At 67.8% G+C, this 14,185-nt stretch carries 17 protein-coding genes; 13 read left to right on the forward strand and 4 right to left on the reverse strand.

What is annotated here, in order from left to right; translation table 11 throughout:
* Positions 1-11: 11 nt before the first annotated feature.
* The 4 genes from RT513_RS07855 to RT513_RS07870 all read right to left on the reverse strand — a co-directional run bounded on the left by RT513_RS07855 (position 12) and on the right by RT513_RS07870 (position 4,026).
* The gene (locus tag RT513_RS07855; RefSeq protein WP_179209140.1) at positions 12-713 is read right to left on the reverse strand and encodes a DUF1045 domain-containing protein; all 702 of its coding nucleotides are present in this window, start codon (positions 711-713) and stop codon (positions 12-14) included.
* A gap of 186 nt (positions 714-899) precedes the next feature.
* A complete protein-coding gene (locus tag RT513_RS07860) occupies positions 900-1,979 on the reverse strand; it encodes a putative zinc-binding metallopeptidase (RefSeq protein ID WP_290690930.1) in 1,080 nt (359 codons plus the stop codon).
* Positions 1,980-2,315: 336 nt separating this feature from the next.
* Entirely contained in the window at positions 2,316-3,659 is a 1,344-nt protein-coding gene (locus RT513_RS07865) for a DNA-packaging protein (protein ID WP_313533844.1), read from the reverse strand.
* Positions 3,610-4,026: a hypothetical protein gene (locus RT513_RS07870; RefSeq protein ID WP_313533845.1), complete on the reverse strand. Its 417-nt coding sequence runs from the start codon at positions 4,024-4,026 to the stop codon at positions 3,610-3,612. The genes RT513_RS07865 and RT513_RS07870 overlap by 50 nt, the downstream gene beginning before the upstream one ends.
* A 232-nt stretch (positions 4,027-4,258) precedes the next feature.
* Here RT513_RS07870 and RT513_RS07875 point away from each other — a divergent pair, with 232 nt between their 5' ends.
* The 13 genes from RT513_RS07875 to RT513_RS07935 form a co-directional block, all read left to right on the forward strand.
* The gene (locus RT513_RS07875; RefSeq protein ID WP_290690921.1) at positions 4,259-5,359 is read left to right on the forward strand and encodes a TRAP transporter substrate-binding protein; all 1,101 of its coding nucleotides are present in this window, start codon (positions 4,259-4,261) and stop codon (positions 5,357-5,359) included.
* Positions 5,360-5,437: 78 nt separating this feature from the next.
* Positions 5,438-5,977: a TRAP transporter small permease subunit gene (locus RT513_RS07880; RefSeq protein WP_290690918.1), complete on the forward strand. Its 540-nt coding sequence runs from the start codon at positions 5,438-5,440 to the stop codon at positions 5,975-5,977.
* 18 nt (positions 5,978-5,995) lie between these two features.
* A complete protein-coding gene (locus RT513_RS07885) occupies positions 5,996-7,486 on the forward strand; it encodes a TRAP transporter large permease subunit (RefSeq protein ID WP_290690916.1) in 1,491 nt (496 codons plus the stop codon).
* A gap of 162 nt (positions 7,487-7,648) precedes the next feature.
* Positions 7,649-7,993: a DMT family protein gene (locus RT513_RS07890; protein ID WP_088215045.1), complete on the forward strand. Its 345-nt coding sequence runs from the start codon at positions 7,649-7,651 to the stop codon at positions 7,991-7,993.
* 322 nt (positions 7,994-8,315) lie between these two features.
* The gene (locus tag RT513_RS07895; protein ID WP_290691136.1) at positions 8,316-9,500 is read left to right on the forward strand and encodes a phage portal protein; all 1,185 of its coding nucleotides are present in this window, start codon (positions 8,316-8,318) and stop codon (positions 9,498-9,500) included.
* Between the two features lie 4 nt (positions 9,501-9,504).
* On the forward strand, positions 9,505-9,744 hold the full coding sequence (locus tag RT513_RS07900) for a hypothetical protein (protein ID WP_035705421.1): 240 nt from the start codon (positions 9,505-9,507) through the stop codon (positions 9,742-9,744).
* A gap of 11 nt (positions 9,745-9,755) precedes the next feature.
* Entirely contained in the window at positions 9,756-10,337 is a 582-nt protein-coding gene (locus tag RT513_RS07905) for an HK97 family phage prohead protease (RefSeq protein WP_290690911.1), read from the forward strand.
* Positions 10,334-11,491, forward strand: a complete 1,158-nt coding sequence (locus RT513_RS07910) for a phage major capsid protein (RefSeq protein WP_290690908.1) — start codon at positions 10,334-10,336, stop codon at positions 11,489-11,491. Before RT513_RS07905 ends, RT513_RS07910 begins: the two co-directional genes overlap by 4 nt.
* A 228-nt stretch (positions 11,492-11,719) precedes the next feature.
* Positions 11,720-12,310, forward strand: a complete 591-nt coding sequence (locus RT513_RS07915) for a hypothetical protein (protein ID WP_290690904.1) — start codon at positions 11,720-11,722, stop codon at positions 12,308-12,310.
* Positions 12,307-12,639 carry a head-tail adaptor protein gene (locus tag RT513_RS07920; RefSeq protein ID WP_290690903.1) on the forward strand — a complete coding sequence of 111 codons (333 nt, stop codon included), beginning with the start codon at positions 12,307-12,309 and terminating at the stop codon, positions 12,637-12,639. Before RT513_RS07915 ends, RT513_RS07920 begins: the two co-directional genes overlap by 4 nt.
* Positions 12,636-13,049, forward strand: a complete 414-nt coding sequence (locus tag RT513_RS07925) for a DUF3168 domain-containing protein (protein ID WP_290690901.1) — start codon at positions 12,636-12,638, stop codon at positions 13,047-13,049. The genes RT513_RS07920 and RT513_RS07925 overlap by 4 nt, the downstream gene beginning before the upstream one ends.
* Before the next feature lie 486 nt (positions 13,050-13,535).
* Positions 13,536-13,943: a phage major tail protein, TP901-1 family gene (locus tag RT513_RS07930; protein WP_035743178.1), complete on the forward strand. Its 408-nt coding sequence runs from the start codon at positions 13,536-13,538 to the stop codon at positions 13,941-13,943.
* A partial coding sequence (locus RT513_RS07935) for a gene transfer agent family protein (protein ID WP_290690897.1) occupies positions 13,943-14,185 on the forward strand: 243 nt, incomplete at its 3' end. The genes RT513_RS07930 and RT513_RS07935, both read left to right, overlap by 1 nt.

Below are 14,185 nucleotides of genomic sequence, written 5' to 3' on the forward strand. Positions count from 1 at the left end.
GATGCCACCCCTCAGACGGGCCCCGAAAGAGGAAACTGCCGGATGAGGCGAAAGCGTCCATCCTCCCCCTCGCCGCAGAGCGACAGGCGGTCGAAGCAGAACGGTTTCGGCAGCAGCGGCATGACGAGCGGCTCCAGCACCGCCTGCACCTGATCGCAGAGATCCTCCGGCAGGCTGCCGGTCAGGTGCAGACGGAAGCCGTCGTCTTCGCCCGGCGAGGCGAAAGGGTAGCCCCACTGGCCCAGCAGCGACCGTTGCGAACCCGAAAGCCGGAGCGCATGGCGGCGGATCATGTCGTCAACCGACAGCGGCGCGCGGAAGTGGTCCACCTCCCGCGCGATCCGGGCGGCGAGCAGATCGAGCGCGATCTCCTCCCGCGCAGGGGCGAGGGCGAACATGCCGTTCATGCGCACCAGACCGAGGTTGGACACCTCCACCGCAGCGAGCCTTGCGGCCAGCGCATCCAGCGCGGCGATCAGCGTGGAGATCTGCACCCCGTCGATGAGCCGGAATGGCGCCTTGATACGACCGTGCAGCCCGTAATTGCCCAGCGCCTCTCCCGGCTCTGAAAGCGAGGGCGGCAATCCCGGCACCGCCAAGGGCGGCAGCGCCATGGCCTCGACCGGATCCCAACCCGACCAGGCCGTCCCGAAATCCGCCAGCGCACCCCGGCCTGGCAGGTAAAAGATGGCAAGCTTTCTGTAATCACTCATCGTTCCAACCTCCTGCGGCACCCCTGTCGGGGGCCGCGCCTCCCCTGTCTGAAAGTATAGGTTGCCTGGGAATCGCTTCCCGTCGATCAAGGGCGGTTGGAGTGGTTTTCGATCCGGCTTTCGGACGAATGCGACATTTTGCGTCGCCTTCGCCCGATGTTTCCGCATTCGCTGAAGTTGGACAACCTAAGGTTGCTGCCGAAGCCGTCCGATCCGGTTCGCCTGCACGAGCCCATGGATGTAGCAAAGCTTGTCAATCACCTTGGGGCTGAGCACGAAAGGATAGAGATCGGGCTGCCCCATTGCGCGGTTGAGGCTGTTGACAGCGAATGTCAGGGGCAGCCACGCATCGATCAACGGTGTGAACCGCCAGGCCCGGTGGGGATCCACATCGACCGAGACCTCCGCATCAGGATCTCCGGTCACAGCCGCGTTTACCGTGATGCCGAAGGCGCGCGCCATCTCCAGCGTGTCGATGATATGGAGGTAATGCGCCCAGGTCTCCGCCCAATCCTCCCACGGATGCATCGTGGCATAGGCGGAGATGTAGTTCTCCTGCCAGTCGGGCGGCGCGCCGTTCTGGTAGTGACGCTCCAGCGCTTCCTGATAGCTCTCCCGCTCATCTCCGAAGAGCGCGCGGAAATCCTCCAGATGCCCGCCATCGCGCACAAGGATGTCCCAGTAGTAATGGCCCACCTCATGGCGGAAATGGCCAAGAAGCGTGCGGTAGGGTTCGTGCAGTTCCTCCTGCATCTTCGCGCGGAACGCGTCGTCGGCTTCGTTCAGCGAGAGGGTGATGACGCCATTGTCGTGGCCCGTGACCACCTTTTCCCCGCTTTCGGGATCATCGGCGAGGAAATCGAAGACGAGCGGCTCCGCCGCGCCGCTGGAGGCCGTGGGCGCGGGAAGGCCGAGCTTGATGATCGTGTAGAACAGCCGCCGCTTCGCCTGCTCCATCTTCTGCCAGAGCGCATGGTTTTCCGGTGAGGAGATATCCGGGATCGTCCGGTTGTGCTGGCAGGCGAAGCACAGCGTATCCTGACTGTCGGTGGTGACCATCCAGTTGCAGGCGCTCTGCTCCCAGTTGGCGCAGAAGCGATAGAGCGTGCCGGGATTGGCCATCGCGGTCCAGTTCGGACCGTCGGGCGCGACGGACGACATCTCCCCCTGATCGGGAAGGTAGCCGAGCGTCATGCCGCATTTCACGCAGGCGGTGTTCTCGAAATAGACGACCTGCTGACAGTTCTGGCAGTGGAAGAGCTTCATGGGGGCCTCCGGGGCGCGTTCCAGCCTCGCGCAACGCGACAGGCCGAAGGCGGTTCCATTTGTCGCACCCGTGTTGTCGGGCGTATTCGCCGGACGTGTTCATTGGCGGCGCGCGTCATCTGCCGGTGTCCGGGCGCCTGTCGGGCCTCTGGGAGCGCCGCGGCGAAAAGGCGGCATCGGCAGGACGGAGAGGGCGCGCGGCCTCCGGCGGCGCGGGGGACGCCCCCCGCGGCCCCCGGCCTTGCCCGTGCGCCCATGCTACCGCGCCGTGTTCCTCGGGGCCGTTCCTCGGGGCCGTTCCTCAGGGCCGTGCCGCGGGCGGGGCGACCCCCGGGGTCACAGAAGCCGGATCCCCGGCTTCCGCCAGCCCTGTGCCGGAACGATCATCAGCTCCGTCAGGGCCCAGACGAGCGCATCAAGCCGGTCGGGGCTGCCGCGCCCCTCATAGCCTTGCGCGGTCATGCGGCACATCTGATCCTCCAGCCGGTCGAGACCGGGCATGTGGCGCACGCGGCCCTGCTCGTAGAGCGCGGCCACCGGCTCGGCCCGGGCGGCCTTGCCGCGGGAGGCGCGGACGGCGCGGAACGGCACCAGCGGGTCGATGGAGCGCAGCAGGCTCTCCACCAGATCGCCGCCCTGATTGACCTCCGCCACCACCCGTTCCGCGCCGTGCCGTTCCGCCGCGGCGAGCGCCGCCCGCGCCCACCGGTCGGGGGAGGCGGCGGAGACGGAGGCGTCCTCTATCACCACCGCACGCCAGTCCTGCGGCGGACCTTCGGCGACCACCCCGGCCACCACGATGCCGCAGTCGTCCGAGCCGCCGTGGCCCGTCACCGGCGGATCGACGGCCACCACGACGCGGGTGAGGGCGGGAAGCTCCCGCAGCCGCGCCCGGTCCAGCGTGATCGCCGTCCAGAGCGCGCCCTCCGCCTCATCGACGAGGAGGCCGTCCAGCTCCTGCCGCCCGAGGCGCGTGCCGGCGTATCGCGCGCGGACCTCGCTGAGGAAGGAAGCCGCCAGATGCGCGCGATTGGCCTCCGTCGGCGCATGGGTGACGGTGGTGGAGCCGTTGCGCAGGATGTCGCGCAGCACGCCCACGTTGCGGGGTGTGGTGGTGACGACCTGCCGCGGCTGATCGCCGAGCCGGAGGCCGAACTGGAGCATGTCCCAGGTGTCGGAGGCCTTCTTCCACTTCGCCAGCTCATCGACCCAGGCGCAGTCGAACTGCGGGCCGCGCAGGCTTTCCGGGTCATGGGCGGAGAAGATCTGCGCCACGGCCCCGTTGGGCCAGACGAGCCGCCGCCGCGTCGCCTCCCAGACCGGCATCCGGTCGGGGGGAGAGCAGGCGAGGATGCCGCTCTCGCCGAACACCATCACCTCCCGCACCTGTTCGAGCGTCTCTCCCACCAGCGCCACCCGCCGCGACCGGCCGGGATGGAGGGGGCGCGCCCCCTCCACCTCCGACCTGACCCATTCGGCGCCGGCACGCGTCTTGCCCGCGCCGCGGCCCCCCATGATGACCCAGGTCTTCCAGTCGCCCTCGGGCGGAAGCTGATGCGGCAGCGCCCAGATCTCGAAAAGCCAGGGCAGCGCCGCCAGTGCATTGGGCGAAAGCCCCTCCATGAAGGCCTCAACCGTCTCCGGCGTCGCGGAGGCGAGCCAGCCTGCGGCCGATCTCATCCCGTGCCGCATCGAGGTCGAGTGCGCCTCCTCCGGTCCCGCCGGTTTCCTGCCTGCGAAGTTTGTCAATCTTTTCCCTTTCCGTGATGACCGCGAGAACGATCTTGCCGAGTTCGCGGACGTAGGAGTTCGCCTCCTTCACGCGCCCGTCCTCCCGCGCCTCGCGCATGGTTTCGGTGAAGACCTCGATTGCCGTGTCGTAGAGTTCCATCACCTCCGAGAGCACATCCCTCGGCGGCGTTTCGTCTGTCGTCAGGTCTGCCATATGCTGCGCCCCGTGCCCCTCAAGCCCCCGCCCGAGCGAATTGAAAAAGCGGCTCGGGTCGCCCCGGCCGCCTGCACAATTCTCCAGCATGTCTGCGACCATGCCTTGCAGCGGCCGCAAAGTCAAGTTTAATGCATTGTTAATAAACAATATTCCATTAAACCGCCGTACGCTGCGGCGATGCGCCCACGATGTTGACGTCACGTGAACCGTTGCATGGGTGCATATTCTGGCAGGGCCATAATGCGAAACGCTTGCGAGACAACCGTGTCACGTGCTTTTGTTCGCTACCCGGACCGGGGAGAAGAGGGCCGGGATCAAGGGAGGATAAAACTTGGATCGTCGTTCGTTCATCCGCCGGGCTGGCGTAGCCGGGACGGGTGCTGCACTTCTTGCCGCGCCCGCCATTGCCCAGACCGCACCCCGTATCAACTGGCGCCTGACGTCGGCTTTCCCCAAAAGCCTCGACACGATCTTTGGTGCCGCCACCAACATCGCCCAGCATGTCTCGGATGCCACGGACGGGCAGTTCACCATTCAGGTCTTTGCCGCGGGTGAAATCGTGCCGGGCCTTCAGGCCGCCGATGCGGTGGGCGCGGGCACGGTCGAGATGGCGCATACCTGCTCCTACTACTCGGTCGGCAAGGATCCGACCTTCGCGCTCGGCACGGCGATGCCCTTCGGGCTGAACGCCCGGATGACCAATGCCTGGCTCTATGAGGCGGGCGGCACCGATCTGCTGAACGAGTTCTACGCCCTCCACAACATCTACGCGCTGCCCGCGGGCAATACCGGCACCCAGATGGGCGGCTGGTTCCGCAAGGAGATCAAGACGCTTGCCGATCTCGACGGGCTGAAGATGCGCATCGCGGGCATCGCCGGGCAGATCATGTCGCGCCTCGGCGTGGTGCCGCAGCAGATCGCAGGCGGCGACATCTACCCGTCGCTGGAAAAGGGCACCATCGACGCCGCCGAATGGGTCGGCCCCTATGACGACCAGAAGCTGGGCTTCCAGAAGGTTGCAAAATACTACTACTACCCCGGTTTCTGGGAAGGCGGGCCGGTGGTCCATGCCTTCATGAACAAGCAGAAATGGGAAGAACTGCCCAAATCCTATCAGGGCGTGCTGACCGATGCCTGCGCCTATGCCAATACGCAGATGCTCGCCCGCTACGACGTGCTGAACCCCACGGCGATCAAGCAGCTTGTGGCCGACGGTGCCGTGCTGCGTCCGTTCAGCCCGGAGATCATGGCCGCTGCCTTCGACGCGGCCAGTGCGATCTATGACGAGATCGGCGCGAAGAACGAGCACTTCAAGAAGGTGCACGATTCCCAGGCCGCCTTCCGCAAGGAGTCGTATCTGTGGATGCAGGTGGCTGAATACACCTACGACACGTTCATGATGACGCTGCAACGGGCGGGCAAGCTCGGCTGACAGGCAACATGGAATGGCCGGGCACAGTCCCGGCCGTTTGCTTTGCGACCCGGCCAGCGCGCGGGTCAGGAGGTTCCAGTGAAAGCTCTGCTCGCCCTGAGCGGTCGCATTGACCGCATCAACGAGTTCTTTGGCAGGATCGGCGAATATCTCGTCCTTCTCTGCGCCCTTGTCAGCGCGTTCAATGCGCTCATCCGCTACACATTCCACATCAGCTCGAACGGCTGGCTGGAGATCCAGTGGTACATGTTCGCCTTCATCGTGCTTCTGGGCGCGTCCTATACGCTGAAGAAGAACGAGCATGTCCGGGTGGACCTGATCTATGGCGCGATTTCCGACAGGGCGCGGCTCTGGGTCGATCTGTTCGGGATCATCGTGTTCCTGCTGCCGTTCTCCATCTACTGCGCCTGGCTCAACTGGCCGGTCTTCGTGCTGTCGTGGCAGCAGGGAGAGGTGTCGCAGAACGCGGGAGGGCTGATCCGCTGGCCGGTGAAGCTCATGCTGACGGCCGGGTTCGCGTTGCTGGCGCTTCAGGGCATCTCCGAACTCATCAAGCGCATCGCGGCGCTCCGGGGGATGATCACCCTGGAGACCAAATACGAAAAGCCTCTCCAGTAGGACCGACAGGACAGACGCATGTTTTACTATGGCCCCATGCCGCCGCTGATGTTCCTGTGCATGATCATCTTCATGCTCTACGGGTTTCCGGTGGCTTTCTCGCTCGGCGCAGCCGGGCTGTTCTTCGGCGCGCTCGGCATTCTGACGGGTCACTTCGACCCGGCCTTCCTGTCGGCGCTGCCCTATCGTTTCTTCGGCATCGTCTCCAATGACCTCCTGCTGGCGATCCCGTTCTTCACCCTGATGGGCGCAATCCTTGAACGCTGCGGTCTGGCCGAGGATCTGCTGGAGGGGACGGGCAAGCTCTTCGGCGGCGTGCCGGGCGGCCTTGCCGTGGCCGTGGTGCTGGTGGGGGCGGTGCTCGCCGCCATCACCGGCACGGTGGCGGCTTCGGTCATCACCATGGGTCTGATCTCGCTCCCCGTGATGCTGCGCTACGGCTACAACCCGCGGCTCGCCACGGGGGTGATCGCCGCGTCGGGGACGCTGGCGCAGCTCATCCCGCCCTCGCTCGTGCTGGTCGTGCTGGCCGACCAGCTCGGCAAGTCGGTGGGCGATCTCTACATCGGGGCGATGGGTCCGGCGGCGGTGCAGGTGTTCATCTTCCTGTGCTTCATCGGCCTTGTCGCCATCTTCCGCCCGCACTGGGTGCCGCCCCTGCCGAAGGAGGTGCGCGGCGACCTGGATCGCGCGCTCGTCTGGAAGGTGATCAAGGGCATCGTCCCCTCCATCGTGCTGATCTTCCTCGTGCTCGGCACCATTTTCCTCGGCCTTGCCACGCCGACGGAGGCGGGGGCGCTCGGCGTTGTCGGCGGGCTGATCCTTGCCGCCGCCCATCGGCGGCTGACATGGAACCTGCTGCGGCAGGCCATCGGCGCCACGGCGCAGCTGACCTCCATGGTGGTGTTCATCCTCATCGGCGCGACGGTGTTCACGCTGGTCTTCCAGGGGATGGACGGTGCGCTGTGGATCGAGCATCTGCTGACCTCGCTGCCGGGCGGTCCGATCGGCTTCCTGCTCTTCGTCAACGTGTTCATCTTCTTCCTGGCCTTCTTTCTCGACTTCTTCGAGATCGCCTTCATCGTGGTGCCGATGCTCGCCCCGGTGGCCCATTCGCTGGGAATCGACCTTGTGTGGTTCGGCGTGCTGCTCTGCATCAACCTGCAGACCTCCTTCATGCACCCGCCCTTCGGATTTGCGCTGTTCTACCTGCGCTCCGTGGCGCCCCGGACCGTCAAGACGACGGATATCTACATGGGTGCGATCCCATGGCTCATCATGCAGCTTCTGCTGGTGGCCATCGTGATCTTCTGGCCCGAACTGGTCACGGGTCTGCTACCCGGCCAGAACAATGTCGATCTGGATACGATCCGCATCGAGCTTCCCACCGGCGAGGGTCTTGGCGGCGGCGGCATCCCCGGCCTTGGCGGAGACAGCGGTATTCCGGGCCTTGGCGGCTCCACGGAACCGCCGGGCATTCCCGGACTGACGGGGCCGGGCGGCAACTGACCTTCCCGGCAGACGGAAAGCCCGCGCCCCTTGCGCGGGCTTTTTCCACTCGCGGGGCGTCTGCGCCTTGGGGCCGCGGGCAGGATGCTCTCCAAAAAGGGGGATAGCCCGGAAATGTCCCGCCTTTCTCCCGCGGTTTGACTTCTTCAAGGGATGCTGCCGATGCCCACTCTTCCCTACGTCCTGCCGATCCTGCTTCTGATCGTCTCGAACGCCTTCATGACCTTCGCGTGGTATGGGCATCTCAAAAGCCCCGCCACCCCGCTCTGGATCGCGGTGCTCTCCTCGTGGGGCATCGCCTTCTTTGAATACTGGTTCGCCGTGCCCGCCAACCGGATCGGCCATCAGGTCTATTCCGCCGCCCAGCTCAAGACGATTCAGGAAGTCATCACCCTCATCGTCTTCAGCGGCTTTTCCGTGCTCTACCTTAAGGAATCGCTGAACTGGAACCATGCGATCGGCTTTGCGCTGATCGTGACCGGCGCGGCCTTCGTCTTTCGCGGCTAGTCGGCCGCCCTCGGTCAACGCAGAAGCCGGAGGGGCGCCCGTCATTCCTCCTGCCCCGGTGACGCCGGGGGTCGCGGGGGGCGTCCCCCGCGCCTGCGACCCCGTCACGGGCGCTGTCACAGGCCCCGTCACGGGCGCTGTCACAGGCCCCGTCGCCGGCGTTGTCACAGGCCCCCGCGCACGCGCTGTCGCAGGCGATTCCGCCTGAGACGCGGGTGTTGCATCCGGCGGCGGACGCAACGCGCGGTCGGTTAGCGGGATCGCAGAACTTCCCGGTCATCTTGCCTTCAACGAGACGCGGTTCGTGAAGGGAGTGGCCGGCATGATGTTCGATTTCCTGCGGCGCGGGGCAGAAGCCCCGCAGGAACAGAAGGCCTCGGCCGCCGGCCGGGTGATGGCGCGCAGCCCGATGGGCAGTATCGCGGGCGGGCAGGTCGCCTGGACCCCGCGGGATACCGGCTCGCTGACCCGCGCGGGGTTCCTCGGCAATCCCGTCTGCTTCCGCGCGGTCAAGCTCATCGCGGAATCCGCCGCAGCGCTGCCGCTCGTCCTTCAGGATGCGGAGCGGCGCTACGATTGCCATCCGGTGCTCGACCTCATCCGCCGGCCGAACGGCGGGCAGGGCCGGGCGGAGCTGTTCGAGGCGCTCTTCGGTCAGATCCTGCTGACCGGCGACGGCTATGTGGAGGCAGTCTCCGGCTCCGCGCGCATCCCGGTGGAGCTTCATGTGCTCCGCTCCGACCGGATGGTGCTGGTGCCGGGGCGGGACGGCTGGCCCGTCGCCTATGACTACACCGCGGGCGGCGCCAAGCTGCGCTTCGACATGACCGGCGAGACGCAGCCCATCTGCCATATCCGCGCGTTTCACCCGCAGGACGACCATTACGGCTTTTCGCCGCTGCAGGCCGCCGCGACCGCGCTCGATCTGCATTCGAGCGCCTCCCGCTGGTCCAAGGCGCTGCTCGACAATGCCGCGCGCCCCTCCGGCGCCATCGTCTACAAGGGCGCGGACGGGCAGGCGGCGCTGACGCCCGATCAGTATGACCGGCTCGTCACCGAGATGGAGATGCACCATCAGGGCGCGCGCAATGCCGGGCGGCCCATGCTGCTGGAGGGGGGGCTGGACTGGAAGCCGATGGGCTTCAGCCCGTCCGACATGGAGTTCCACCAGACCAAGGAGGCCGCCGCGCGAGAGATCGCCACCGCCTTTGGCGTGCCGCCCATGCTGCTCGGCATCCGGGGGGACGCGACCTATGCGAATTATCAGGAGGCCAACCGCGCCTTCTTCCGCCTGACGGTGCTGCCGCTGGTGACGAAGGTGACCGCCGCCGTCTCCTTCTGGCTGTCCGATTTCACCGGCGAGGCGGTGGAGCTGCGCCCCGATCTGGATCAGGTGCCCGCCCTGGCCGACGAACGCGACCAGCAATGGAAGCGCGTCGGCGAGGCGGCTTTCCTGACGGATGTGGAAAAGCGCGCGCTCCTCGGCCTGCCGCGTCTGGCGGACTGAGGCCGTGACGCGGCCGAAAGGCGGATCGCGCTTCCTCTACGACAGTTTCGACGCTGCCGCCCTCAGGATCGAGGCGAACGAGCGCGTCGCGGAGGAGCGCTGGAGCGCGCTCGAATACCGGCTGGGCCAGATCGAAACGGCGCTGGAGCGGCTGGAGAAGCGCATGTGGGTCGGGGTCTACGGGATCGCGGCCTTCATGCTGGCGAAAGGGGCGGAGGCGCTGGTCGCCGCCGCCATGCGATGAGGGGATCAGGAATGCAGGCGGAAGGGGAACTCGAACGCAAGTTCGCGGTGCCGGGCGCGCTGACGGTGACCGACGGCACGAGGATCGAGGGCTACGCCTCCGTCTTCGGTGTCCGCGACCGGGGCGGAGACGTGGTGATGCCGGGGGCCTATGGCGCGTCGCTCGCCCGGATGGCAGCGGCGGGGCGGCGGGTGAAGCTCTTGTGGCAGCACGACGCCGCCCAGCCCATCGGCGTCTGGGACGAGATCGTCGAGGACGCCCACGGTCTCCGCGTCAAGGGCCGGTTGCTGACCGAGGTCGGCCGGGGCCGCGAGGCGGCGGCGCTGCTGGAGGCGGGGGCCATCGACGGCCTCTCCATCGGCTACCGCACGCTCCGCAGCGATCGCGGGCCGGAGGGGGAGCGCCGGCTCCACGTGCTCGATCTGTGGGAGGTGTCGCTCGTCACCTTCCCGATGCTGCCGGAGGCGCGGGTCGCCCAGAAGGCGGCGGAGACGGACATGGCATCGCTTTTCACGCGCATGACCGGAGAGATGCGCGCCGCCCGCACGCGGCTCGCCAGCAGCGGAACGACCATCACCAGGAGGAACGAATGACACAGATCACGCCGGGGCCGCTCGATACGGCCATCACCGGCTTCATGAGTGAATTCAAGGACTTTCAGGGCGACATCGCCAAGGCTTTGCAACAACAGGAAGAGCGTCTGAACATGCTGGATCGCAAATCTCTCACCGCCCGTCGTCCCGCCCTTTCCGGCGCGGAGGAGGCACGCGCCCCCCATCTGAAGGCGTTCGACGCCTATCTGCGCACCGGTGACGATGCGGGCCTGCGCGGGCTGGTGCTGGAGGGCAAGGGCCTCAACACGCAGGTCAACGGCGAGGGCGGCTTCCTGGTGGACGGCCAGACCGCGGACCGGATCCGCGCCACGCTGGGCGGCACCGCCTCCCTTCGTGCGGTCGCGACGGTGGTGAATGTCGAGGCGGGCTCCTTCGACGTGCTCGTCGATCAGTCCGACATCGGCTCCGGCTGGATGGCGGAGACGGAGATGATGGAGGACGCGCATACCCCGCAGATCGAGCGCATCTCCATCCGCCTGCATGAGCTTTCGGCCATGCCCAAGGCCTCGCAGCGGCTGCTGGACGACAGCGCTTTCGATATCGAGGGCTGGCTGGCCGAACGCATCGCCGACCGTTTCGCGCGGGCGGAGGCGCAGGCTTTCATCTCCGGCGACGGGGAGCAGAAGCCGAAGGGGATCCTCGCCCATCCGACGGTTCCCGCCGATGCCTGGGACTGGGGCCGGATCGGCTATGTGCCGACCGGGGCCGCGGGTGACTTCGCCGATGTGAACCCGGCGGATGCGATCGTGGACCTCGTCTATGCGCTTTCCGCCCGCTACCGCGCGAACGCGACCTTCGTGATGAACTCCAAGACCGCCGGTGCCGTGCGCAAGATGAAGGATACGGATGGCCGCTTCCTGTGGTCGGACGGGCTGGCGGCGGCGGAGCCTGCGCGGCTCATGGGCTATCCTGTGCTGATCGCGGAGGACATGCCCGATATCGGCCCCGGCGCCACCGCCATCGCCTTCGGGGATTTCCACGCGGGCTACACCATTGCGGAACGGCCCGACCTGCGGGTGCTGCGCGATCCGTTCTCGGCCAAGCCGCATGTGCTGTTCTACGCCTCCAAGCGCGTCGGCGGTGACGTGAGCGACTTCGATGCGATCAAGCTGCTGAAGTTCGCGACCCAGTAACGGAAACAGCCATCGCGGGCGGCTTTTGGGCGGCCCGTGACTCCCGCGCCTTCGGGCGCGGGCGAACGGACGCGCGCCGGGGATCCCGTCGTCCAGTCTCCTCCTCCGCCCGGGCGGACGGGAGGCGCGCGTCCGGCACGCCGGAGGAGGGCGGCGGCGGCAAGCCGCAACCGGCGGCGGACCAGTGCGAAGAAGGAACACGGACATGCGGAAATCGGGGGACAAGCGATGATGTTGACGGAACGCGCGGCGGTGCCAGCCTCCGCCCTGCCGGTAGGCGCGCTGATCGACCACCTGCGCCTTGGCACCGGCTTCGAGGAGGAAGCGCGGAACGATGCGCTGGCGGAGGGGTATCTGCGCCGCGCCATCGCGGCGGTGGAGCGGCGGACGGGCAAGGCGCTGCTGACGCGGGAATTCGCGCTCACGCTCTCCCGCTGGCGCGACGCGGCGGCGGAGCCGTTGCCGCTCGCCCCCGTGGGCCGGGTGATCTCCGTCACGATGACGGACCGGACGGGGCGGGAGAGCGCGGTGGCGGAGAGCCGCTGGCGGCTGATCCGCGATCTCCAGCGTCCGCGCCTTGCGGCAACCGGGGCGGCCTTGCCTGCCGTGCCGCCGGGCGGCGGCGTGGAGGTGGTGTTCGAGGCCGGTTTCGGCGGCTGGGCGCAGGTGCCCGGCGATCTGGCGCAGGCAGTGCTGCTGCTCGCCGCCCAGTATCATGAACTGCGGGAGGAGCGGGAGACCGGCCGCCCGATGCCCTTCGGGGTGGAGGCGCTGCTCCAGCCCTGGCGCACCGTGCGTCTGCTGGGGGGTGCGCGATGAGGCGGCTTACCCGGTGTCTGGACGTTGAGGGGGAGGAGCGCCTGGCCGATGGCGCGGGCGGATATGCGAGCCGCTGGCACAGGCTGGGCCGCGTCTGGGCGGAGGTGAAACCCGGCGCGGGCCGCGAGGCGGGGGCGGAGTTCCTGACCATCGCCACGGTGCCATATCGCGTCACCGTCCGCGCCGCGCCTCCCGGCGATCCGCGCCGCCCGCTTGCGGGGCAGCGCTTCCGGGCGGGAAGCCGCGCGCTCCGCATCCTCGCCGTGGCCGAGGCGGATCGGGCGGGGCTCTACCTCACCTGTCACTGCCATGAGGAGGTGCCGTCATGAGCTATGGAACCGCAGGCGCGTTGCAGGCGGCGATCTGGGAGCGGCTGGCGGGCGATGCGGCCCTCTCGGCGCTGATCGGCGGGGCCGTGCATGATGCGCTGCCCCCCGGCCCGCTGCCGGAGACCTACGTGGCCCTCGGTCCGGAGGAGGTGCGTGACCGGTCCGATCAGACCCACCGGGGCGCCGAGCATGACGTGACGCTGAGCGTGGTGACGGCGCGGGCCGGTCTGGGCCGCGCGAAGGAGGTCGCCGCGTGCGTGTCGGACGCGCTGCTGGCGACGCCGCTCACCCTCGCACGCGGGCAGGTCGTCGGGCTGTGGTTCCTCCGCGCCCGCGCCCGCCGGATCGACAATGGCGCAGGGCGACGGGTGGACCTGACCTTTCGCGCGCTGGTGGAGGACACCGGCTGAGGCACCGGCTGGGGGAATGCGGGGTTGGATGGGCGGGCGCGGTCGGCACGCCGGGAAGGACTGCTCCCAACGGCGGATCGTCTGCCGGTTGAGGCACGGGCGGGGTCGAAATGCTTGGCAGGATTGGATGGATGGGCGCGGTCGGCGCGCGGGTCGGAAGGACTGCTCCCGACGGCAGGTGGTCTGCCGGTTGAAGCACAGGCGGGGTCGAAGTGCTGGACAGGGTTGGAGTGCGGCAGGGTTGGAATGCAGGCGCGGGCCGCGTGCAGGGCGGGAGGTCTGCTCCTGATGGCGGGTCGTCCGTCAACGGCACGCGGAGGCCCTGCACAGGTGAGCAGCCCGCTTCCCGCATACGCCCGCGGGTTCCGCGCTGATCGCGCCCCCCGGATGGGTGTTTCGAACAGCCTGAAACAATTCGCGCCGCCGGGCGGACCGGCGGAGTGACGAGACGCGCCCTCTGGCGGCGCAGGACAAGGGAGATGACCGATGGCGGCACAGAACGGCAGGGATCTGCTCATCAAGATCAACGTGGCGGGGGCGTATCAGACCCTTGCGGGGCTTCGGGCGACCCGCATCGCCTTCAACGCGGAGACGGTGGATGTCACCAGCCTCGAAAGTTCGGGCGGCTGGCGGGAGCTGCTGGCGGGGGCGGGGGTGCGCTCGGCGAGCGTCTCCGGCTCCGGGGTGTTCCGGGACACGGCGGCGGATGAACGCGCCCGCGCGCTGTTCTTCTCGGGCGAGATCCCCCGCATCCAGGTGGTGATCCCCAGTTTCGGCGTGGTGGAGGGGGCGTTCCAGATAACCGCGCTGGAATATTCCGGCAGCCACAACGGCGAGGCGACCTATGAACTCTCGCTCGCCTCGGCGGGTCAGATCGGCTTCACGGCGCTCTGATGGCGAATGCATGGGCGGGAGAGGTCGCGCTGGTCATCGACGGGCGGCGGCATGTGCTGAAACTGACGCTGGGCGCGCTGGCGGAGATGGAGGCCGCGCTGCCGGAGGAGAGCCTCCCCGCCCTTGTCCGCCGGTTCGAGGAGGGGCGCTTCACCACGCGCGACGTGCTCGCGCTGATCGTGGCGGGGCTGCGCGGCGGCGGCTGGCAGGGCACGGCCGCGGAGCTGCGCGGGGCGGAGATC

Origin of the sequence: Haematobacter sp. (assembly GCF_032102465.1) — a bacterium.
In the GTDB taxonomy this organism is placed as follows: domain Bacteria; phylum Pseudomonadota; class Alphaproteobacteria; order Rhodobacterales; family Rhodobacteraceae; genus Haematobacter.

Bases quoted from the DNA above. Each gene is read 5' to 3' on its own strand.
- RT513_RS07855 (WP_179209140.1), bottom strand. From the start codon at position 713: ATGAGTGATTACAGAAAGCTTGCCATCTTTTACCTGCCAGGCCGGGGT.
- RT513_RS07860 (WP_290690930.1), bottom strand. From the start codon at position 1,979: ATGAAGCTCTTCCACTGCCAGAACTGTCAGCAGGTCGTCTATTTCGAG.
- RT513_RS07865 (WP_313533844.1), bottom strand. From the start codon at position 3,659: ATGAGATCGGCCGCAGGCTGGCTCGCCTCCGCGACGCCGGAGACGGTT.
- RT513_RS07870 (WP_313533845.1), bottom strand. From the start codon at position 4,026: ATGGTCGCAGACATGCTGGAGAATTGTGCAGGCGGCCGGGGCGACCCG.
- RT513_RS07885 (WP_290690916.1), top strand. From the start codon at position 5,996: ATGTTTTACTATGGCCCCATGCCGCCGCTGATGTTCCTGTGCATGATC.
- RT513_RS07890 (WP_088215045.1), top strand. From the start codon at position 7,649: ATGCCCACTCTTCCCTACGTCCTGCCGATCCTGCTTCTGATCGTCTCG.
- RT513_RS07895 (WP_290691136.1), top strand. From the start codon at position 8,316: ATGATGTTCGATTTCCTGCGGCGCGGGGCAGAAGCCCCGCAGGAACAG.
- RT513_RS07905 (WP_290690911.1), top strand. From the start codon at position 9,756: ATGCAGGCGGAAGGGGAACTCGAACGCAAGTTCGCGGTGCCGGGCGCG.
- RT513_RS07910 (WP_290690908.1), top strand. From the start codon at position 10,334: ATGACACAGATCACGCCGGGGCCGCTCGATACGGCCATCACCGGCTTC.
- RT513_RS07915 (WP_290690904.1), top strand. From the start codon at position 11,720: ATGATGTTGACGGAACGCGCGGCGGTGCCAGCCTCCGCCCTGCCGGTA.
- RT513_RS07920 (WP_290690903.1), top strand. From the start codon at position 12,307: ATGAGGCGGCTTACCCGGTGTCTGGACGTTGAGGGGGAGGAGCGCCTG.
- RT513_RS07925 (WP_290690901.1), top strand. From the start codon at position 12,636: ATGAGCTATGGAACCGCAGGCGCGTTGCAGGCGGCGATCTGGGAGCGG.
- RT513_RS07930 (WP_035743178.1), top strand. From the start codon at position 13,536: ATGGCGGCACAGAACGGCAGGGATCTGCTCATCAAGATCAACGTGGCG.